Here is a 21,281-nt window from a genome sequence, read left to right as displayed (position 1 = left end):
TGGCATTGGTGGCACGTTGCACCAACGTTGGCAGTAATACTTTAGGTAATACCGCGATAAGCGTGCTATAATAAACAAGTAAGTTAAGTCGCAAGCGTGTTAAGTTACCGTAACGGGTAACGCTTAAGGAAGTCCCATCGCTCTGGCGATGAGACATTCCGCTATCCGGGGCCGTTTATGGATTCGACGGGGATAGTTCGAGCATGTGTAGCGGGTAGTAGGGCTGCGGCTACTTTAACAACGCGGAAAGCCTATTAAACGGCAAACAACAACCAACTCTAGCTTTAGCTGCCTAAGAAACAGCTACTAGGCTTCTACTCTCCATCGCCCATGTGGCGGGATAGGGGCTCAACTTTAGTGGGATACGCTGTCTAGTCTCCGCCTGGGGCTAGCTGAAGAAGACAATCAGGCTGACCCAACGAGAAGCCGGTTCCGGGGCGTCTCTCGGGTGACATCAAATCTGGGACTACACCCGTAGAAGCATATGTGGCGTTGTCTTCGGACAGGGGTTCGACTCCCCTCGGCTCCACCATAAAAACTCTGACCGCACGAGGTCAGAGTTTTTTTGTTATGGTGGAAAGCCGAGGGGCGTCGCCCCGATCCGAAGGAGGATAGGGGGTTCGATCGCGCGGAAGACTGCTATGCAGTCTGAGCACGCAATTCAATTCTACCGCTAAGTTTGTCATCGTCGAATAAGCTTCGTCAGCCACTTCAATAAAGAATTGAATACTCCCCAGCGGCGCCGCCATAGAAAAAGCGACACAAGCCCCGCCATGAAATGAGGCGGGGGCGTTTGGGGAGCGAACGGAAGCTAAGTAGATCTATTAGTTTAAGAATCTACTTTTGAAACGGAATACAGCTCTTGATGATGCGATGAATTGAGCTATAGTGCCCGTTAGGAGCTTAATGATAATTACTATGGTGAAAACGCCAGAAGCAACGATTAACGATGTTCTTCTAATTAATTCCAGTGTCAGGGATACTCTTCGGGACATTACCAGTAAGGAAATGGTACTTCAGACAAAATTGGAGACGATTTTGGGAACTCCAATTTCCATAGGTCCTACAAAGACGAATTGAAGAATACATCCGTTTTTACAACGAAGATAGGGAAACTAAACAAGCTGACTCCTGTTGAATACAGGAATCAGCGACTTATAGTCTTGTTACTTCAGAAACTGAAGTCCAGGTGTCTTGTGACAAAATAGTTGTTCATTAACGAGCTAGACTTCCCAATGTTTTTGCCACACTCATCTAACTTCTGACAATAAAAACATTTTATTTTTAACGTATCTAACATGTGAGAGTGACTTTATTAAATCTATGTGTTACATAGTAATGTGCTGTGCTGCTATTCGCACCCACAACCCAAAAGATTATCGGGACTGATGTGAGAGCACGCATCAGCTGCATTTTTAAGGTGATTTTTATACTTTAGCATCCTAGCGAATGTTATTATTTAATAGAATTAACATCATGCCGTTACTGGAGGATTCCCTAATGCATAAACAACGACGTATAAAAACGAAGCTAATTCTGCTTATGATTTCCTGTTTTCTTTTCCTGGGGAACTTGCAAATTGCTTCAGCTGAAACGAAAGCTAATACACTGAATGACTCGCATTTGCTGATTTTTAGTTCGCTCGCGTATGTCCACTTCAATTCAACAGATATAGGAAAGAGCATCCAGGATTTGAAACAATTAAAGGAAGTACATGATGGCGTATTAAGTGATTTGGCATCCGTTAAAGCGACATCTCTAATAGACGAACTTAAAAACTGGAAGTTAGTCAAAACTTTTGATGACCCCGACCAATCTGGAATTGGATTTTCAATTTTTAGAAATGAAAGTACCAATGAGTTGGTTATCGCCTATAGAGGGACTGCCTTAAAAGAAGTAGGCGATATTATGGCGGACATAAATATTCTTCTTGAACCAGGAAACCTAGACTCGCAACAAGAAAAAATGGGCGCGCTTAACATTGCGGCTGTTATCGCTGCATATCCAACGTCCAAAATATATATTACCGGTCATTCACTTGGCGGATACTTGGCGCAAGTAATGACGGTGCTTATCAAAGAGAGAAAATTGGAATCGGACCTTGTACTTCCAAAGATAAAGGAAGGCGAGAATGTAGAAGGTATAAATGAGTTGCAGCAAAAAGTCTTAGAGTTGAAGGATGCTTTAGTCAAAATACCTTATGATTCAAATATAGTTCGTACCGTCACATTCAATGCTCCAGGTTCATCTCAATCTTCGTTGAGGCCTAATTATGGTTATAAGACTTACGGTTCATTAGTAACAAACCATGTTATTCTTAGTGATCAGATCGGTAACCTGTTTACTCATTTAGGATCTGTCGTATATCATTTGCCTATGTTAAAAGAAGTAGTACCGTTTAAAGCACACTCCCTTACTCGCTTCTACAAAAATGGTAGAATTATCACCTCGAAAACGTCAGATACCCTTTCAACAGAGGGCACTTTCGCACCTGCAAGTAGTGAGGTTGAATATAAAGATCAGATATTTTTCATTAAAGATGTTACAAAAGAGGCCATTTACTCCAGACCAATTAATAGTGCTAATGCGAAAAAACTAGATACAGTCAGCTCGCCGAGGTTTAGCGTATATGAAGACTGGTTGTATTATGAGAAAAATCACTCGCTTTGGAAAATGAAAACAGATGGATCTAAGAAACAGATGATACTAACTCCAAATAAAAAAAATAATTATTTGTGGCCACTTTCATATACAGTTGGTGATGGGCAGATATTTATCAATGGATTGCCTGGATGCAAGGGCACAGATGGTTGTGGAGGTATTAGCAAGTTATACCAAATGGATACCTCCGGAACGCATCTCAAGCAAATCGGTAATGATTCCCCGGATAGCTCTATGTACATGAAGGATGGTAAACTTTTTTACTTAACAACACAAACAAATACCAAAACATATCCGGAGACTGTTAAAACTTATGATTATAAATCCAAAAAGCCAGCAATTAAAACGTTGTTCACGTTAGACTACCTTAGAGGTTTCCATATTCTCGATGACTCGATTATCTACAAAAAAGATGAAACTATTTATAAACGAGATCTAAATGGAAAGAACGAACAAACCCTTTTTAAAGTCGGCAGCGTGAGCGAGAGCATACTCGAAGTTTATAAAGATCGAATTATAACATTTGACCACTTCTACAGTGATAGGGTCCATGTCTATTCTCTGAATGGAAAAGAACTTAAAAGTGTATTACTTTTTAATTTTTCTTTCATGGCACTCAATACTGCCGACAAGATCATTTACACTAGACTTAAATACGACGGTTATTTTGAAGCAGATATATCCATTACCAAATAAGGGTGTTTATTAACGAGAGCACGGGTGCACCTACTTGATGGGTTGTGACCGTGCTTTTAACACAATTTCCTAAAATTCGTATTTTCCAAACCTGAAGTAAGGATCAACCTAATTGTGAAATTAAACGACTATATAGTAAATAGAACAACTTTATTGTTTCGGTAACACCAGGGGGTGATTTCTATTAGAATCACCATTAATTAGTTTGATGTCTCGCAATCCATGGTTTTCCAACAGGAGAATATTTTCCAAAATATTTGGCCCTCCAGTTGCGCCACGCCTCGGTTCTTACATCTAACGGTTAATTCACGTCTTAACAAATGCTTCGTACTTGTATTAATTAACTAGTTGAACTATCCTGCCCCTTAACGCAAAAACGACCGCCGCGGCAGCTTTTAAAGTGTCGTGTCCCTAGCCCAATCACTTCCCAAAACCAGGACAAATCCATCTTGTTCCTTAACAGCCGGGTCTTCGAGGATCTTCTTACCTATTTCACAGTATAGAGAGCCGATCAACACGGCATATCGTGCACTCCTGATATATCGATAAACTGCCAGTAATACAAATCTTAGTCCCAATTTTCAATTGATCAACATAATCTCTAAAGGGATGTTCTTCGAATTCAATAGCATAGCCATCTTCAGATTCAACTGTAATTAACCAATTATAACCGAATCGGTTATAGGAAGATTGCGATGGCACCTTTGAAATGCCGGTGATGACGCTGTTGAACGAAATAGCACTACAATACTTCATTCCCTCTGCGATTATATCGCTTACCGTTTCGATTTTTGATGTAATCTTAATGTAATTATTTGAGAAATTAATAAAAAAACGACAATCGTAATCGCCTTCGTGCCATTGTCCATTTTCATCGAGCATTGCAATACTGGATAAATAATCGACCTCATTATTTTCTTCTATTGCCCCAAATATCGAATAAACTTCCCAAATGGATTTTTGCCCTACCGTGGCGAATTGTCTAAGGGGCACTAGCTTCCCCTTGGTTTCAAAGCCCGATTTTTGAATCATCTCATTCCATCGTGTCAGAGAGCACCCGTAGGGGGTGAATACGTCGCTAAAACAGGACACTAAATATTCAAAGTCTGGACCATTCATTTTCAATATTGAATCCGTCCCTAACTCTGGGTAATGACGATCAGCCAATCTTTCTTGTTTTACCGTGGTATCTAACCGCTCTACCGCACCATTTCGATTAACAATATTTTCGTTTCCCTCTGGTATTTCAAAAGAAGTCTTTTTTCCGAATATGAGAGCTAAAAGGCGGAACTTAGTCATGCCTATCAGCCCCCATAGGACCAGTACACCAAACGCCAAAGCAACCTTCTCCATAATATCTCCTATTTTACATCATTTGATATTAATATTACTGCCATTTTATCATTAAACAAATCTCCCGTTAGCTTAATGAAAGCAAAATTTTTAAATAAACTTCTTCCTAAGTAGACCGAAGGAACGTTTGTTTATGTACTTTATAGGTACCCACTCCCCTCGGCTCCACCATAAAAACTCTGACCGCACGAGGTCAGAGTTTTTTTGTGGGCAAAGATGGGCAGTCACCCCAGTCCGACCGCGCACAGGGAACGAAGTGGACGAGCAGGGCATCTAATTCTACCGCTAAGGTTGTCATCGTCGAGTAGGCTTCGTCAGCCATTCCAATAAAGAATTGAATACTCCCCTGGCGGCGACACCATAGAAAAAGCGACACAAGCCCCGCCATGAAATGAAGCGGGGGCGTTTGGGGAGCGAAAGGGCCATTAAAGGGCTCCCCCAACAAGCCAAGAAAAGCGTATAAACTTTGCATTCATCACATTTGGGAGATCTGTCAATTCACCTATAATGTGTAACTGAGAGGCAAATAGCAAAGGGGACTTTACGAGAGATGCGAATGCTCAAGAAATTGATCGGATATGCGCTAGTTTTTTTAACGCTGTGTGCCAGCATGACTTTCATCGGGGCAGAGCAAGCTTCGGCGGCGGATCCAGCGCCGAGCTGGAGGCTGATCGAGCCGAAATACGATACGATCGATACGTTCGTCGCCGCATACAACGTTGCGGATTACGGTGCGACGGGCGACGGAGTGACCGATGTAACCGCGGTTTTCCAGCAACTGCTGGACTCGCTCTTCAGATTAGGCGGCGGCACCTTGTTCGTTCCTGAGGGTAAATACGTCATTCGCGGCAATCTGGAAGTGCCGAAGGGCGTAACGCTGCGCGGCGAATGGAGCAAGCCTGTGAAGGGTGAGCCAGTCAAAGGCACGATCCTGATGGCTTATGCCGGACGAGGTGACGAGGAAGCGACGCCGTTCATGACGATGGTGACATCGTCGGCCGTGCGGGACATGGCGATCTGGTATCCGGAGCAGCTGCCGGACAGCATTGCGCCTTATCCGCCGGCGATACTGTTCGGCAAGCCGAACTACTTCGGTAACGAATTCGCGAATGCGAAGAACATTACGCTCGTGAACGCATACAGCGGCGTAATCTTTTCCCGAAAGAACGGAGGTACCGCGCCGGTTATTCAAGGGATCTACGGTACGCCGCTCTCCCGAGGCATTGAGATCGATAACATCGTCGACGTCGGGAGAATCGACTTCATCGACCTTTCGCCGGCGTACTGGGCCGGATCGGGGCTTCCGAATTCGCCGGCTGTAGGAAGCGCGTACGAGAAGTGGATTTACGATAACGGAACCGGCATCGTCATGCGGCGGAACGACTGGTCTTACACCGGATTCATTACCGTTGAAGGGTATAGTGTCGGATTTCTATCGGGCCTGTCGAAGACGAGCGAGGGCGCTTCGGCGAACGGACACAACTATGGACTTCATCTAATTAAATGTAAGACGGGCATCAGGTTCGAGGGAACGAGCGATGTAGGCGTCATGTTCACGAACGTGAACATCGAGCAGAGCGAGTCGGGCATCGTAATCGACCCGAATCGCGCGGGCACGATCCAGCTCAGCGGCTGTACGATCGATGCCGTTACGAAAGCGATCGCGGTGGATGCGACTTCGACGACCAAGGTGTTGATGCAGCAATGTACGATTAACAGCGGCGCGGTCGATATGCAAGGCGGCACATTGGTGGCATCGGACTCCGACTTCAACAATGCCGCTCCTCAAATCGTGCTGGGCACCGAGTCTCGCGGTAACATTATAGGCAACCGCTTCAAAGAAGAAGCGAAGATCGAGAACAACTCGCGTTATATTACGATTATTAAGAATGAACCGACCGAAGTGAAGAAGCTGCCTGTTTTCCCGGATGTAACGCCGGAAGAGCACAAACCGGCTAGAATGGCGTTGTATGTCGTCACCGACGCTCCGTTTAATGCGAAGAACGACGGCAACTCAGACAATACGGCGGCTATTCAGTCAGCGCTGGATAAGGCTGAAGCGGACGGGGGCGGAGTCGTATTCCTGCCGCCGGGCAAGTATAAGGTGCTGGGTCATCTGACCGTGCCGACTGGCGTAGAACTGAAGGGATCCGTCGATAACAGCACGGTTCCTACAGGTCCGGGAAGTACGATCGAGGTATACGCAGACCGGGACAACGAGTCGGGCGAGCCATTCCTGAAGCTGTCGGCGGATGCGGGAATCCGTGGTCTAACGTTCAACTATCCGGAGCAAGTGTCCGCGGATCCGTTCGTCGTGGCCGCCTATCCTTATATGATCCAAGTTACGGGAAGCAATGCCTACATCATTAACGTCGGCATTCGCGCCGTCTATAACGGGATCGACCTGTTCACGTACAAGACGGATAACCACTATATCGATTTCGTTGCCGGACATGTGTTCCATAATGCGATCAAGGCGGGAGGGGGTTCAACCGGCGGCAAAATCTACAATCTGCAATTCAATACGCTCGTGTACGCGGCCGGTAGCGAGTCGAAGTTCGGCGGATGGGCGAATTCGCCCAAAGGAAATAACAGCTCGTCCTATGATTACGGAGCGAAAAACTTGAATTTCCTTGTGCTCGGCGACGTCAGTAACGAGACGCTGTATAACGACTTCCATTACGGTTCATATAAGGGCGTTACGCTTACGTCTGAGAACGGCAAGGGGCCGTCCGGCGTTAGCCTCGGTCTGGGCGTCGACGGTTCGACGAAGTCTATGGTGTTCGAAGGCTTGGGCGAGGGCGGAATTGACTTCATCAATACGCAGATCGTCTCGATCGGCGCAGGTGATGATACGCGTTACTTCGAATCCAGTCCGACTTATAGCGGGGAGTCGACGTTCTTCAGCATCGACCTGTGGGGCTCGCCGAAATACGCGCTCGAGTTGGAGAACGGAACGATTGGGTTCCAGTTGGGCAACTTCGCCAATTCGGGTGAATACGGCTTCGGTAAGTTGAATGCCGGCAAGATTAAGCTTGATACGACGTCCGTATCCTCTTCCAAAGCTATGTTGAACGCAGGCAAAGAACCGCAGTTCACCGTGCAAACGTCGATTATAACGCCGACAGGCATCACCTTTAAGAAGGCGGCGGCATGGACGAACAACTTGACGGTGAATCCGTTCGTCGTTCCTGTATCCAGCAAATCCGAGGCTAGCGAGAGCACGCCATCCGCTTCCGCTGCTCCAGCCGAGTCTGCCGCAGTGAATGCGGGCGATGCGAAGGATTCCTCGGGCGGCAACGCCGGCGTCTTGATCGGTATTATCTCGGCAATCGTCATTGTAGGCGCGGTCGGAACGATAATTTATCGTAAGAAGAAGCTCTCGAACAAAGCTTAAGCTACAGACGTTTTAGGTGGAGACCAAAACTTCTGCTATAATAAAAGTACGAAGTCAAGAAAGTTATTGGCTAAGAGTAGGAAGGTTGCGCCGATCTATGAATGTATTCGAAGACTGGAACCTTAAAGTGAAAAAAACCTTTAATGCAACGAGTAATGAAGTTGTGTTAACCGTTATGGAAGCAGGTACTTTGTTAGGCCTTTCTAAAGATCAAATGAAAACCTATGCAGATAAAAGCAGTCTAACCAAAGTGCCGATCAAGAGAAGCGTTCATAGGTACCTTTTATTGAAGAGTGAAATAGAAGAGTTAGTAAAGTTGTGATTTTAACTCCGACCTCATGAGGTCGGAGTTTTTTTTGTTGACGGCATTGTTCAGGCGCTGAAACCTCCCGCTCGCCCATGGCATAAGATGCTAAGCAGGGCAAATGCGGAGAGGTGGAATCATCATTATGGCTGGTGCGCATATCTGGGGAAGTCACTACGTGTTCAGAGCCGGCACTGTCGTATTGGATGCGAAGTGGGGAGATGTAAACGGGGATGGAACGCCAGACCAGGTTTATTTGACAGGTAATCCTACGGGAGACATCAACAGTTCCTTTATCGAGAATATACAACTAACCGTTATGGATGGTCGAAGCGGTGCAAGATACACTAAACAACCGAAGGACAATGCAGGTTATAATCCTCGGCTCTTCTTAGGTGATTTTACTGGAGATCGCGTGGATGATATTTTGGTAAGCATCGAGTCTGGTGGCAGCGGCGCCTTCACATATAATTTCATTTATTCCTTTATGCAGAACGTGTTTCACGAGCTCTATAACAACGATTGGTTTTACGAAACATACAGCGACGCCTCTGTTAGCTATGAGGACAACTACAAGGTTCGAATCGTAAACCGATCGTTGAAGAAAGAATATCTACTGGACATCAGCCAGCGCGATCCGTCGTACTTGTCTGATTTGTATGACTCGAAAGGGAAGTTGAAAAAACCGGTTGAGGGCAGCGTGATGGGCGTAAGCGGAGCTTATCCGATCGACCTGCAAGGGGACGGAGTATACGAAATATGGCCTTTCCAACGCGTGATCGGTTTGTATAATGCCGACGTGTTGGGTTATTTGCAACCCCCCTTAAACTGGGACTCACAAACCTCTAAATTTATCCCTTTGTTTCAATGGGCATCCGTTAACGGTAATGATATCCTTGTCGATATCACTCGTTTAAACGATTATTTACATTGCGATAACACAAAAAGGTAAGGGAGATAATACCAGACCCATAAGCTGATAGTTAAATGGGCCTAGCTGGGGGATGTCAGGATGAGGGAAAAGATCGTACATCTTTCGATGAAATGGAAGTTAATATTAAGTTTCGCGGTCGTTGCTCTACTATTCGCGGGAACGGCCATTTACCAAGGGAATAAAACGAAGCAAGTAGAAGTGTCGATGGAATCGCAAAAGGTAGAGATGGAGAATAGAATCGCCGTAGCCAAAGTGACGCAGTCGCTGCAGCAAATGAACACCTTGGAGTCTGCCGTGGCCAAATCGAGCGATTTGGAAGCCGTCGATCTATTCGCAGAGGCGCAAAAACAGCTTTTCGACGAGATGGCATCCATCAACTTTAAGGTCGATACGGATTCCTACCAAGCATTACAGCAATTGCAAAGCCAGGCCAAGGAGTATACCGCCAACTTTGACGAAATAGTCACTACGATGAACGACACGGAAATGGACCCCTTGGACGTTCTGGAAAAAATCGACGGGTTACATACGAAAGCTCTTGATTCGATTCAAACGATACTAACGCTTAACGAACAATTATACGTTGCTGCTGCCGATAATGCCGACCAAGCGCAGAGCCATTCGTTTGATTTGCTGAACCGGACGATGTCGATTTCCACGTACGTGGCGGTATTCGTCTTTATTTTCACGATCGTGATTGCGATATTGTTGATCCGTTCCTTCTTAATTCCGGTGGGCAGGCTACAATCGGCGCTGCGGAAAATAGCCGAGGGAGATTTGCGGCATCAAATTCAATCTTCTTCGAACGACGAGTTAGGCCGCCTGAGCGATCATTTCGACCATATGGTGATCAGAGTACGGGACATGCTTCAACAAACGCATTCCGTTGCCTCTTCGCTTGCGGCGTACTCGCATTCTTTTCAACAATCCTCATCGATCACCGCCCATGCGAATCAAGATATCGTGAAGACCATACAGGAAATTTCCGTAGGCACGGAGCAACAGGCAGGGCAAACGGAGCAAAGCGCCAATCTGATTCAAGAGCTGCACCGGGAAATCCATGACATCACGGAATATACCGGAGCTATGCTGAAGACAAGCGAAGATGCCAATCGAAATACGCGAAAAGGGGCTGCGGTCGTTACCGAGCTGCAGAAAGCTTCCGAATTTTCCCGTGACTCTATCGGTAAAGTTTATGAGGCGTTAAGCAGACTAACCGAGCTATCGACGAAAATCTCCCATATTACGAATTCCATTACGGACGTATCGAACCAAACGAACATTCTTGCGTTGAATGCGGCTATCGAGGCGGCACGAGCGGGGGTCCATGGCAAAGGCTTTGCGGTTATTGCCGAGGAAGTAAGGCTGCTGTCGGTACAGACGAAGGAGTCGTCCGTGCATATTGGCGTAATGATCGATGAATTACACGCCGGCATGGAAAACTTCCGCAATCATATGCTCGAGACGAAAGTAAGCTTGGAGGAACAGGATCATAAAGTAGCCGATACGCTGTTCTCCTTTACCGCGATCGACCAATCGATCCAGGAAATCAGCACGCAGATCGGGCAAATTCATCACAAGGTAGATACGACCCAAGCTAAAAACGCGACACTTGCCGAAATCGTTCAAAACGTGGCATCGATTGCGGAAGAAACCGCGGCGGGAGTTCAGGAAGTAAATGCTACCAGCGTTCAGCAGGACAATGCGATTCGCGGAATCGCCCAGCAAGCGGTCGACATCAATGAATTATCGCAAAAGCTGTATCAGGAATTAAGGGCGTTTAAAATCGAAGACGAGTCTGTCGAAGAAATCGTCGAAGCAAGCGTAGATGAAATCGTCGAGGACGATGCGCAGGCAGTGGAAAGCGACAAAGTAGCGTAAGAAACTGAACCTAATCATGTAAAAAGACCGAGTGACGGCATTACGCCATCATTCGGTCTTTTTTGGTTCTCTCGCGGAACATCAAGAAAATAAGTATAGAGGCCGTTACATATAATGCGCCCGTAATGCTGAACGTAATCGCATATCCCCTGTAGTAACCATGGGTGGATACGATATACGCTTGAACGGGTCCCATCGTCGCCCATCCGAGCATGAAGGCGGTTTGGATGCAGGAGTTCGCCAAGCTTTGCTTCGCGGGGGAGACCCGGTCCATAAGCGTGGCGGATACGAGCGGATTAGCCGCGTTCATTAAGGCTTGCCTGAATAGGAAGCTGATCGAAGCTACGAGAAGCAAATTGGTGAATCCCGTTAGCAGCAGGAACGGCAGCGAGAGCGTCTGGAAAACGACGATCGCTTTCACTTGTCCGATCCGATTGGCTAAAGTCGGTCCAATGAGCATCGAGAGAATCGTCATCACTTGACCGAGCGCAAGCAAAAGGCTCATGCCGCTGAGCGAGACTTCGAAGCGATTCGTGAAATACAAGTTCAGGTACGGAACGACTAAGCCGGAACCGATCCCGATGATGAGCTGTACGGCCGCGAACTTGAGGATGAATCCGAGTTCCCGTGGCTCCCGCGCCTGTTGTTGCGGCGGGGCGGATGTCAGGGTCACGTCGGTAGAAACCTCGGTGCGCTGAAAGTTGGAATTGCGCATCGTCTGCAGCGGCAGGTATGCGAATAAGGTAGCGATCCCGCCGGCAAGCAAGACGAGCTTTAGCGATAGCACTTCGCTAAAGCCGGCGTAGTGCAGAAGATCGGAGACGACGCCTCCGCTGAGACTGCCCGCCACTTGCGAAGCAAGTACGAACGCGGAGTAAATGCTGAATATCCGCAAGCGCTCCGACTTGGCCACATTATCGGCAAGGAAAGGAATCGCCAGCACTTGGAAGGCGGTAGCGAATAATCCCGTAAGAACGGCCAGGATCAGCAAACTGCTCTCCGATTCGAGCAGCGAGCGACACGTTAAGAGGATTCCGCTGCCTAACGCGCCGATCATGAGCATTCGTCTGCGACTTACGCGGTCGCCGAATAGTCCGATCGGAAGGAAGCACAGGGCAGTGGCTAGCGACTGCATGCTGACGACCGTACCGCTCATGGCGTCGGCATAGCCGAGCTCGTGGATATACAGATTGTATAAGACCGAGAACAAGCCCGTGCCGAATTGATAGAGCATGTTAGATAAGAAAAATAACCGTACGTTGCGTGGCCAACCCTTCCAGTCGGCTAGAGCGGATGCGGCGAATCTCATTTGGCAGGTGCCTCCTGATGCTAGTCCATCAACCAACAGTACTATGAAAGGTGACGTATAGCAATCGGGAAAATTTTCAGCGTAGGCGTATTATTTCCCCGCCGATTCCTCCTGAATCGGAAAGCGCAGGACAATCGATGTTCCCCAGTCTTTTTTTACTCCGAATGAGTGGTGTTGCCCTTCAATGCTTGCTCCAAGCATCCTTCACCAGCACCCCCACGAACAACCCCGCCATTACGCTCAGACCGAGAAGCTTGCCCGTGCCGACCATCGCTGCCGACACGGTCGGGCATGTTCCGGTAATGGCCCAACCGATGCCGAAGAGAGCACCGCCCCAAATATGATGCTTGCGGACCGGTAGCTTCGTTAGCTTCAGCGGGCCGCCTAGCAGTGTGCGCCATTTCAGCTTCGTTAACAGCATCAACAACAGCATCGATACGACGACCGACGAAGCCATGACGAGATAGATGTACGCGTGCTTCATCAATAGTCCTTGATGGATGACGTCGTAATCCGTAAATTGCGCTAAAGCGATTAGAAATCCGAATGCTATGCCGAATAGGAATCCCGTTAGCTTCATAAGGTACCTCCGGTTACAAGGTTAAGAATCCAAGTTACGATAACGGCTACGCCGAAAAATACGATAGTCGATACGATACTGCCCGGAGATAACGTGGATGTTCCGCATAAGCCATGACCTGAAGTACAACCGCCGGCCGAGCGGGCGCCGATCCCCATTAGCACGCCGCCGATGAACAGGATAGGAATAAGGGCCGGGAGCGTAAGCAAATCTCCTAACTTCCCATAATAGGAGGCCGGGCCGACATTTCCGCTAATCCATGCGCCAGACATACCGCCAAGCATTACGCCGAGCAAGTACCAAAGTCGCCAGGCTTCTTTCATCGGACGACCGAGGAGCTTATCCGTGAGCTGCGCGTAAAATCCGGTAGCTCCCAACGGTTTATTGGATACCGCGTACATGGCTGCAACCGTAATTCCGAATAAGGGCCCTAGATAGTACCATTCCGGCTGGTCGTGAAATAAGGACAACGATAAAACCTCCCCGATCGTTATTGATTCATCCTAATATTACCATGTTGAAGAGGGACGATTTAAACTTTCGCTTATAATTTGTTACTATGAAAGATGCAGATGAAATCGGGAGGCTTTATAAATTGAGCATGCAAACACTAGGATCTCCATTAGAGGGTTTTGCTGAATTTAGCCGTAAGGTATCGGCGGAAGGCGCGGTACTGCTCAAGAACGAAGGCCAGGTTCTACCTATTCAACCTAACGAGCGCGTGTCGGTTTTCGGCAGAACGCAAATTAATTACTACCGCAGCGGCACGGGGTCCGGCGGTAGCGTCAATGTCGTCTACACGACCAACCTGCTAGAGGGATTACGGAGTAAGAAACATATCCAGATCAATGAACAATTAGCTGCGGTATACGAGAAGTGGATTGCGGAGCATCCCTTTGATAACGGCGGGGGCGGATGGGCGGCGGAGCCTTGGCACCAGAAGGAGATGCCTTTATCGGATGAACTGGTGTCTGAAGCGAGAAACCAATCCGACAAAGCGATCGTCGTCATCGGACGCACGGCGGGAGAAGACCAGGATAATGCCGATGCTCCGGGCAGCTATCGACTGACTTCGGAAGAGATAGAGATGCTGAAGCGGGTAACGGCTCAGTTCGAGCAAGTCGCAGTCGTGTTGAACGTATCGAATATTATCGATATGAGCTGGCTGGATGACGCGAATTACGTGCATCCGATCCGAAGCGTAATCTATGCTTGGCATGGCGGGATGGAAGGCGGTAACGCCATCGCCGACGTATTGGCCGGAGACGTTACGCCGAGCGGTAAATTGACGGATACGATCGCTTATTCCATAGCCGACTATCCTTCGACTCGCAATTACGGGAACGAGCTCACCAATGTTTACGAAGAAGATATCTATGTGGGTTACCGCTACTTCGAGACTTTCTGTCCGGAAAAGGTACAGTTCGAATTCGGTTACGGGCTATCTTACTCCTCGTTTGCAATGAAGACTGAGGAAGCACAATTGGCCGTCACTGAGGGAAAACAACATATCGAGATCGGCGTAACCGTGACAAATATCGGATCAACCTATGCCGGCAAAGAAGTCGTTCAGGTTTATTATGAAGCGCCGCAAGGAAAGCTGGGCCAGCCGGCGAAAGCTTTGGTGGCCTTCGCGAAGACCAAAGCGCTTCAACCGGGCGAATCGCAGCGCCTTTCGGTAAGCTTCCCAATTGATGCGATGGCTTCCTACGACGATGGCGGCGTTACGGGACATGCTTCGGCTTATGTCTTGGAGGCCGGAACGTACCGTCTGTATGTCGGGAACAGCGTAAGGAATGTGACGGAAGTAAGCGTACAGGGTCACAGCGGCTACACAGTGGCAACCCTTCAAGTCGTGGAGCAGCTTGCCGAGGCGCTGGCGCCGACAGAGAGTTATGCAAGAATGAAACCCGGCGTCCGCAAAGCCGACGGTACGTACGAGCTCGCAGCGGAAGAGGTGCCGACGCGCAAGGTTTCGCTCGCGGAGCGCATCCAAAGCAATCTCCCCGCGACCTTGAAGCAAACCGGAGATCAAGGACACAAGCTAAGTGACGTCAATGACGGAAAAGTAAGCATGGAAACGTTCATCGCTCAGCTTAGCGACGAGGATTTGGCGGCGATCGTCCGAGGAGAGGGCATGAGCAGCCCGCTCGTTACGCCGGGTACAGCTTCGGCTTTCGGCGGCGTAAGCGAAGGTCTTCTCGGTTACGGGATTCCGCTTGCTTGTTCGGCGGACGGACCATCCGGTATTCGGATGGACAGCGGGCATAAGGCGACGCAAGTCGCGATCGGAACGCTGCTCGCCGCAACGTGGAACACCGATTTGGTCGAAGAGCTTTACGTGCTCGAAGGAAAAGAACTATTGAGCAACAATATCGACGCTTTGCTCGGACCTGGCTTGAACATTCGCCGCAGTCCGCTCAACGGGCGAAATTTCGAATATTTTTCGGAGGATCCGCTCGTTACCGGGATGTTCGCGGCTGCGTGCACGCGCGGAATTATGAAGGGCGGCTCGAATGCCACGCTGAAGCACTTTGCTTGCAATAACCAGGAGAAGTATCGCCACACGGTCAATGCCGTCGTATCCGAACGCGCGCTAAGGGAAATTTACTTAAGAGGGTTCGAAATCGCGGTCAAGCAGGGCGGCGCTAATTCGATCATGACGGCGTATAATCCCCTCAACGGGCATTGGACGGCATCCAATTATGATCTGAATACGACGATTTTGCGCGGAGAATGGGGCTTCCAAGGCATCGTGATGACGGACTGGTGGGCTGTTATGAACGATTCCGTTCATGGAGGCGCAGCGAGTCGGAAAAACACGAACTGGATGGTTCGCTCGCAAAACGACCTCTATATGGTTGTGACTAACTATGGAGCGGAATCCAACGTGTGGGGAGACAATACGTTGGCCTCGTTGGATAACGGCACTTTGACCCGCGGGGAATTGCAGCGCAGCGCGATGAACATTTGCCGATTTTTGATGCAGGCTCCGGTGTTCTCTCGGGAACTGACGACGGAGGAAAAGGTTGAACGCTTCGAACCGAATGCTTCGCTGACAGCGGAACAAGCGCATTCGTTATCCGCGGATGCACAAGTCAACGTTACAGCCGATGGACCTCGCTTCGTAAGCGTCGAACAGTCCGGCGTCTATCGAATCACCGTTCGCCTTATGTCTTCGGAATTCGCTTGGGCACAAAGCGCTTGCAACGTATTCCTGAACGATCGATTGATGACGACCGTTCAGACGAACGGAACGGAAGGCGCTTGGATCAAGCAAAAGCTTGGCAAGATCGAATTGTTGGCGGGGCTTTACGAGCTGAAGCTGGATTTTGTCAAACCGGGTATGAAGATCGAGTGGATCGAGTTTATGCGGTTGTAACGTCCGTGCTATGGGAATCCGTGTCGAAAGAGGCACGGATTTTTTCTAATTGGGCGCAGGCCTCAAACGGCATGCCGGCATAACCGCTCCAATCCTCGAACGTCCAACCGAATGCCTCTCCATAAAATCCTTTCGCACGCTCCATATCTTCTACATGAATTTCGAAATGAACGATTCTTCCCATAATTTCCTCCAATGCTTCGACAGTTTTATATGTTTCTTTCTAGGTTTACTTTTCTTTTTTGATATATAACCGACTGGAAGTAAATGCTGAGATCATGCGGGTTGACACTCGCGCACGCCGAGGATTACGATGAATTTTTACGGAAAATAAGGGAGATAGGGATAACAACATGAAACTGCGCCACTCTCTGAGCTTCAAGTTTTTTATCGGCATATGTCTGATGTGTATTCCGTTAATCGCGTTTTTGTTCTATAACAACATCTATTCGATGAACGTCGTCCGGAACAAGGTTGCTTCGACGAACAATGCGCTCTTGACCCCTTACGTGGATCAAATAGATAGCGCATTGCAGGAAACGAGCAAATATTTGTCCACGAAGGCGTTCTCCGACTTTGATATTAATACGCTTAATTATTATCCGGTCGGCACGACGGATTACGTGTTGACGCGCATCGCGATCGTCAATAAGTTCAGCACGGACATTTATTTGAACAGCAGCCTGGATGCCCTGTTCATGTATAAGCGGGACGTCGATGACCTGGCTGTCGCGACCCAAACCGACTATTACGCCAAAGAGGCAATGATAAAGTCCAATATTGCTAAGGTGATCCGCGACTACGAGGAGAAAGGCGTACAAAATTGGGAGATCGTGAGCGCGGGCGGGCGATACTTTCTTGTTCAAGTCGTTAAGGCGAACAAAGAGGTTTACGTAGGCTCGTGGATCGACCTCGCGAAGTTCGCGGCTCCGCTCAATCCGGACAACGCGGAAGATACCGGCCAGGCGCTGCTCCTTACCGCGCAAGGGAAGCCGCTAACGGAAGCGACATTGTCCGAAGAGACGCTGCAAGCCGTTCAATCCAAGATGGCGGGTTTGGCGGACGGTTATCAGACCGTCATAGACGGCAAGCAGAAGTATCTCATGCTCGGGCAAAAATCGAAGATCGCCGACGTCTATTTCGCTAAGCTGATTCCGGAACAACAAATGCTCAAGGAGCTGTTCTACTTCCAAAGGGCGATCTACTTCCTGCCGCTCGGGGCCGTCGTTATTATGCTGCTATTCCTGCTCTTCATGAAACGGCTGTTCATGAATCCGGTCGCCGGCTTGATCGGAGGCATGCGCAAAATCGGGCAAGGCAAGCTGGACGTACGCCTGATGCCCGACAAGACGAATGAGTTCGCCTATTTGGCGCAATCCTTTAACAAAATGGCTCAGGAAATGCAGGATTTGACCATCCACGTGTACGAGGAGAAGCTGCGCGTGCAGCAGGCGGAGTTCAAGCATTTGCAAGTGCAGATCAACCCGCATTTTTATATGAACAGCTTGAACTTGGTGTATAACATGGCGGTGCTCGAAGACTTCTCGTCGGTCAAGAAGCTTTCCGTGCATCTGGCCGAATATTTCCGGTTCATTATTAAGACGAACGGGAAGAACATCACGCTCCAAGAGGAAATTCAGCACATTCGCAACTATCTCGAGATTCAACAGCTGCGATTCGAAGATCGGCTGCGGTATGAGATAGAGCTGCCGGAAGAGTGGGAGCCCTTCGTTATTCCGCCTCTTGTCGTGCAGCCTTTCGTGGAGAACGCCATCATTCACGGGTTCAAAAAGATGAAGAAGCCGTTCGAAGTGAACATACGCGTGTCGAGAGACCCCGAGAGCCAGGATCGGTTGCTTGCGGTCATTAGCGATAACGGAGTCGGTTTTCCGCCGGACATGCTCGCGCAGCTTCAAACGGGGAGCTATTACGACCGAACGGATAATGACCATATCGGGATATGGAACGTCATGCATCGCTTGAATATTCAATACGGGAACCAAGCGCGGGTCGAGTTCCGCAACGGGGAAGACGGAGGCGCGGAGGCGCGCATCTATCTTCCGAGAGAATCGGCATAGCCGGTGCTTACGAAGCGCGTTTCCGTTGGAAACGCTAAAGGAGGAATAGACTATGCTGCAAGTGTTGATCGTCGACGACGAGCCCGTTGCGATTCGGGGAATCGTGAAAGGAATCGATTGGGAGGCGAACGGATTCGGTCCTCCGCACGTCGCTTATGACGCGGACGACGCCATGGAAATCATGCAGTCCGTCGCGATCGATCTGATGATCTGCGATATCGAGATGCCCGAAGTGAACGGGTTGGAGCTGTTGGCATGGGCCAACGAGCATTGCCCGGGCGTGAAGACGATATTCCTGACCGGGCATGCCAGCTTCGAGTACGCGCAGAAGGCGATCCAGGAAGGCAGCTTGGATTACTTGCTGAAGCCGGTCGAACACGACGTTCTTCAGACGGCGATCGATAAAGCGTTGGAGAAGATCGAGCAGGTGAAACGGCAGGAAGCCGTACACGAGAACTACGAGCTGTACCAAAGCCTGTACCAGAAACAGAAGCCCGTCGTGACGGAGCGCTTGTGGCAGGATATCGTCCAATACCGGATCGTTCCCAAGGCAGAAGAGTGGAACGAACATTTTCGCGCGCATCAGCTTCCTCTAAGGGGAGACAGCTTGGTGATGCCGATTCTGGTCAGCATCGAGCAGTGGCAGGAAATTTTGAGCCAGCGGGACGAGGAAATCATGGGGTACGCGCTGCGAAAAGCGGCGGAGGAAACGTTCCTCGACAAGAGAGCGGGTATCGTCGTCGGCATCGCGGAAGGGTTGAATCTTGTTCTGCTATATGGGAGCGGAGAATCGGGAGAGGTAGAAGCCGTAAGAGAAGAAGCCCGGACTTACGTGCGGTTCTCTCAGGAACATTTTCGCTGCAAGCTAAGCTGCTATATCGCCGAGCCGACCCCCGTAACGCGAATAGCCGGCGTATACGAATCGCTGCTCGCCATGGAGAAAGCGAACGTATCCAACGTGTGCTCCGTTCAGCTGTTAAGCGAGGAACCATTGCCGCAGGTACAATTGCAAGCTTCTCCGGCATTCTCGGATTGGGGCGCGCTGCTGGAAACGGGCAAGGAGCGGGAATTGCTGTTAAGACTCGACGAGAGCATCGACAAGCTTCGTTCTTCGGCGGATCAAGAATCGATGGACGCGTATTATTTCGGATTGATCAATTTGTTGTATCAAGTTTTTCACAACAAAGGCGTGTTCATTCGAGAAGTATACCGTCCCGGCGTCCTTGAGGAGCTGCTGCAGCATCCTCGGTCGATCGTCCAGCTACAGAAGAACGCGGCGATTTTACTGTCGGGAGCGGCGAAGTACATCGGCGAGAACAGCCAAGGCAAATCCGCCATGCTCGTCAAAGTCCAGCAGTATGTCGAAGACCATCTGACGGACGACCTGTCCAGGGAACAGATCGCGGAGCATGTCCGGCTGAATGCGGCGTATTTGTCCCGATGGTTCAAAAAAGAAACGGGGCGCTCGCTGTCCGAGTACGTGCTCGAAGCGAAGATGAACAAGGCGAAGCGGATGCTCGTAGACACCAATATGAAAGTCAGCTTCATTGCGGAGTCGCTCGGTTATTTGCACGATTCCCATTTTGCGAAAATTTTCAAGAAAGCCGTCGGGCTTACGCCGTTCGAATACCGCAAACAGTATCAATAGGAACAATCGGGACTGGCCCTCGGGTCAGTCTTTTGATTTGCCGGCGAAAATAGTCACCGAAGTGATGTACAAGTAACCGAATTAGATAATGGGGGGAGGCGGCGCGTCCTATACTGGATTCAGGGAAGCGAAAGGAGCCAAGGCAGCATGAAGCACGTCAGGAAATTTTGGCCGTTCTATCTGATGACCTTACCGGCGGCGTTGGTCCTGCTGGTCAACAACTACATTCCGATGATGGGAATCATTATCGCGTTCAAGAAGATCAATTACACGGACGGGATTCTCGGAAGCCCGTGGAGCGGCTTCGAAAACTTCAAATATTTATTCAAAACGGACGCAGCGTACATCATAACCCGGAACACCCTACTCTATAACGCCGTATTCATTATTCTCAACCTTATTATCGGCGTCGGACTCGCGATTTTGCTTAACGAGCTGAAGAGCAAATTTCTGCCGAAGGTGTACCTGGGCGTCATGTTCTTGCCGTTCTTCCTGTCCGCGATCGTCGTCAGTTATATCGGATATGCGTTCATGAGTCAGGAGCACGGGTTGATCAACACGGCGCTGACAAGAATGGGGCTGACCCCGGTCGATTGGTATAGCAATCCGGATTTGTGGCCTTTCATCCTTCCGCTAGTCAACGTCTGGAAAGGAATCGGCTACTACGCGATTATTTATCTGGCCGCGATACTGGGCATCTCCGAAGAATACTACGAAGCAGCGTTGATCGACGGTGCGGGCAAATGGAAGCAGATGGTCAAGATTACGCTGCCTCTGCTAGCTCCCGTCATGATCGTAATGACATTACTGCAGATCGGACGTATCTTCTTCTCGGACTTCGGCTTGTTCTACCAAGTAACGCTAAATTCCGGCTCGTTGTTCCCGACGACGAACGTCATCGATACTTACGTTTACCGCACGTTCCTGCAAAGCGGAGACATCGGATTATCCTCCGCCGCGGGCTTGTACCAATCGGCTGTCGGTTTCGTGGTCGTGCTCATGTCCAACTTCGTCGTCCGCAAATTCAGCAAAGAGAATGCATTGTTCTAGGAGGTGCG

14 protein-coding genes, 1 other RNA gene and 1 pseudogene are annotated in these 21,281 nt (G+C 49.1%); 11 read left to right on the top strand and 5 right to left on the bottom strand.

Annotated features, from left to right (window positions below; all coding sequences use genetic code 11):
- Window positions 1-167: 167 nt before the first annotated feature.
- From ssrA to ACFPQ4_RS14750, 3 genes are all read left to right on the top strand, one after another.
- Window positions 168-532, top strand: a transfer-messenger RNA (tmRNA) gene (gene ssrA, locus ACFPQ4_RS14755).
- Window positions 533-906: 374 nt separating this feature from the next.
- The gene (locus tag ACFPQ4_RS24780) at window positions 907-1,080 is read left to right on the top strand and encodes a hypothetical protein (protein WP_465251454.1); all 174 of its coding nucleotides are present in this window, start codon (window positions 907-909) and stop codon (window positions 1,078-1,080) included.
- A gap of 420 nt (window positions 1,081-1,500) precedes the next feature.
- Window positions 1,501-3,357, top strand: coding sequence for a DUF5050 domain-containing protein (locus ACFPQ4_RS14750; RefSeq protein WP_378112636.1), 1,857 nt, complete (start codon window positions 1,501-1,503; stop codon window positions 3,355-3,357).
- A 492-nt stretch (window positions 3,358-3,849) separates the two neighbouring features.
- On the opposite strand, the gene ACFPQ4_RS14745 is transcribed toward ACFPQ4_RS14750, so the two are convergent.
- Window positions 3,850-4,710 carry a hypothetical protein gene (locus tag ACFPQ4_RS14745; protein ID WP_378112635.1) on the bottom strand — a complete coding sequence of 287 codons (861 nt, stop codon included), beginning with the start codon at window positions 4,708-4,710 and terminating at the stop codon, window positions 3,850-3,852.
- A gap of 556 nt (window positions 4,711-5,266) precedes the next feature.
- Here ACFPQ4_RS14745 and ACFPQ4_RS14740 point away from each other — a divergent pair.
- The 4 genes from ACFPQ4_RS14740 to ACFPQ4_RS14725 all read left to right on the top strand — a co-directional run bounded on the left by ACFPQ4_RS14740 (window position 5,267) and on the right by ACFPQ4_RS14725 (window position 11,226).
- Window positions 5,267-8,107 (top strand): glycosyl hydrolase family 28-related protein, encoded by a 2,841-nt coding sequence (locus ACFPQ4_RS14740; protein WP_378112634.1) that lies wholly within the window; start codon window positions 5,267-5,269, stop codon window positions 8,105-8,107.
- Between the two features lie 97 nt (window positions 8,108-8,204).
- Window positions 8,205-8,429 carry a DNA-binding protein gene (locus ACFPQ4_RS14735; protein WP_378112633.1) on the top strand — a complete coding sequence of 75 codons (225 nt, stop codon included), beginning with the start codon at window positions 8,205-8,207 and terminating at the stop codon, window positions 8,427-8,429.
- Window positions 8,430-8,556: 127 nt separating this feature from the next.
- A complete protein-coding gene (locus ACFPQ4_RS14730) occupies window positions 8,557-9,363 on the top strand; it encodes a VCBS repeat-containing protein (protein ID WP_378112632.1) in 807 nt (268 codons plus the stop codon).
- Between the two features lie 60 nt (window positions 9,364-9,423).
- Window positions 9,424-11,226: a methyl-accepting chemotaxis protein gene (locus ACFPQ4_RS14725; RefSeq protein ID WP_378112631.1), complete on the top strand. Its 1,803-nt coding sequence runs from the start codon at window positions 9,424-9,426 to the stop codon at window positions 11,224-11,226.
- 40 nt (window positions 11,227-11,266) lie between these two features.
- Here the strand turns inward: ACFPQ4_RS14725 and ACFPQ4_RS14720 are convergent, their stop codons facing one another.
- From ACFPQ4_RS14720 to ACFPQ4_RS14710, 3 genes are all read right to left on the bottom strand, one after another.
- The gene (locus ACFPQ4_RS14720; protein WP_378112630.1) at window positions 11,267-12,535 is read right to left on the bottom strand and encodes an MFS transporter; all 1,269 of its coding nucleotides are present in this window, start codon (window positions 12,533-12,535) and stop codon (window positions 11,267-11,269) included.
- A gap of 181 nt (window positions 12,536-12,716) precedes the next feature.
- Entirely contained in the window at window positions 12,717-13,115 is a 399-nt protein-coding gene (locus ACFPQ4_RS14715) for a DUF6691 family protein (RefSeq protein ID WP_378112629.1), read from the bottom strand.
- A complete protein-coding gene (locus tag ACFPQ4_RS14710) occupies window positions 13,112-13,585 on the bottom strand; it encodes a YeeE/YedE family protein (RefSeq protein WP_378112628.1) in 474 nt (157 codons plus the stop codon). Before ACFPQ4_RS14710 ends, ACFPQ4_RS14715 begins: the two co-directional genes overlap by 4 nt.
- 131 nt (window positions 13,586-13,716) lie before the next feature.
- On the opposite strand from ACFPQ4_RS14710, the gene ACFPQ4_RS14705 reads away from it, so the two are divergent.
- Window positions 13,717-16,497, top strand: a complete 2,781-nt coding sequence (locus ACFPQ4_RS14705) for a glycoside hydrolase family 3 C-terminal domain-containing protein (RefSeq protein ID WP_378112697.1) — start codon at window positions 13,717-13,719, stop codon at window positions 16,495-16,497.
- Between the two features lie 64 nt (window positions 16,498-16,561).
- Here ACFPQ4_RS14705 and ACFPQ4_RS14700 read toward each other — a convergent pair.
- Window positions 16,562-16,681, bottom strand: a pseudogene (locus ACFPQ4_RS14700) (VOC family protein); the annotation flags it as partial.
- Between the two features lie 169 nt (window positions 16,682-16,850).
- On the opposite strand from ACFPQ4_RS14700, the gene ACFPQ4_RS14695 reads away from it, so the two are divergent.
- The 3 genes from ACFPQ4_RS14695 (at window position 16,851) to ACFPQ4_RS14685 (ending at window position 21,273) form a co-directional block, all read left to right on the top strand.
- Window positions 16,851-18,575, top strand: coding sequence for a sensor histidine kinase (locus tag ACFPQ4_RS14695; RefSeq protein ID WP_378112627.1), 1,725 nt, complete (start codon window positions 16,851-16,853; stop codon window positions 18,573-18,575).
- A gap of 52 nt (window positions 18,576-18,627) precedes the next feature.
- Window positions 18,628-20,223 carry a response regulator gene (locus ACFPQ4_RS14690; protein ID WP_378112626.1) on the top strand — a complete coding sequence of 532 codons (1,596 nt, stop codon included), beginning with the start codon at window positions 18,628-18,630 and terminating at the stop codon, window positions 20,221-20,223.
- Between the two features lie 147 nt (window positions 20,224-20,370).
- Window positions 20,371-21,273, top strand: coding sequence for an ABC transporter permease (locus ACFPQ4_RS14685; RefSeq protein WP_378112625.1), 903 nt, complete (start codon window positions 20,371-20,373; stop codon window positions 21,271-21,273).
- Window positions 21,274-21,281: the final 8 nt, after the last annotated feature.

It is taken from the genome of Cohnella yongneupensis (genome assembly GCF_042655785.1).
In the GTDB taxonomy this organism is placed as follows: domain Bacteria; phylum Bacillota; class Bacilli; order Paenibacillales; family Paenibacillaceae; genus Cohnella; species Cohnella yongneupensis.
Note: the sequence above shows the minus strand (reverse complement) of the source record. Positions and strands in the feature narration are given on the sequence as shown.

Excerpts from the sequence above, each read along its gene's own strand:
- ACFPQ4_RS14695 (WP_378112627.1), top strand. The coding sequence starts at position 16,851 with ATGAAACTGCGCCACTCTCTGAGCTTCAAGTTTTTTATCGGCATATGT.
- ACFPQ4_RS14740 (WP_378112634.1), top strand. The coding sequence starts at position 5,267 with ATGCTCAAGAAATTGATCGGATATGCGCTAGTTTTTTTAACGCTGTGT.
- ACFPQ4_RS14735 (WP_378112633.1), top strand. The coding sequence starts at position 8,205 with ATGAATGTATTCGAAGACTGGAACCTTAAAGTGAAAAAAACCTTTAAT.
- ACFPQ4_RS14725 (WP_378112631.1), top strand. The coding sequence starts at position 9,424 with ATGAGGGAAAAGATCGTACATCTTTCGATGAAATGGAAGTTAATATTA.
- ACFPQ4_RS14745 (WP_378112635.1), bottom strand. The coding sequence starts at position 4,710 with ATGGAGAAGGTTGCTTTGGCGTTTGGTGTACTGGTCCTATGGGGGCTG.
- ACFPQ4_RS14730 (WP_378112632.1), top strand. The coding sequence starts at position 8,557 with ATGGCTGGTGCGCATATCTGGGGAAGTCACTACGTGTTCAGAGCCGGC.
- ACFPQ4_RS14685 (WP_378112625.1), top strand. The coding sequence starts at position 20,371 with ATGAAGCACGTCAGGAAATTTTGGCCGTTCTATCTGATGACCTTACCG.
- ACFPQ4_RS24780 (WP_465251454.1), top strand. The coding sequence starts at position 907 with ATGATAATTACTATGGTGAAAACGCCAGAAGCAACGATTAACGATGTT.
- ACFPQ4_RS14715 (WP_378112629.1), bottom strand. The coding sequence starts at position 13,115 with ATGAAGCTAACGGGATTCCTATTCGGCATAGCATTCGGATTTCTAATC.
- ACFPQ4_RS14690 (WP_378112626.1), top strand. The coding sequence starts at position 18,628 with ATGCTGCAAGTGTTGATCGTCGACGACGAGCCCGTTGCGATTCGGGGA.
- ACFPQ4_RS14720 (WP_378112630.1), bottom strand. The coding sequence starts at position 12,535 with ATGAGATTCGCCGCATCCGCTCTAGCCGACTGGAAGGGTTGGCCACGC.
- ACFPQ4_RS14705 (WP_378112697.1), top strand. The coding sequence starts at position 13,717 with ATGCAAACACTAGGATCTCCATTAGAGGGTTTTGCTGAATTTAGCCGT.
- ACFPQ4_RS14750 (WP_378112636.1), top strand. The coding sequence starts at position 1,501 with ATGCATAAACAACGACGTATAAAAACGAAGCTAATTCTGCTTATGATT.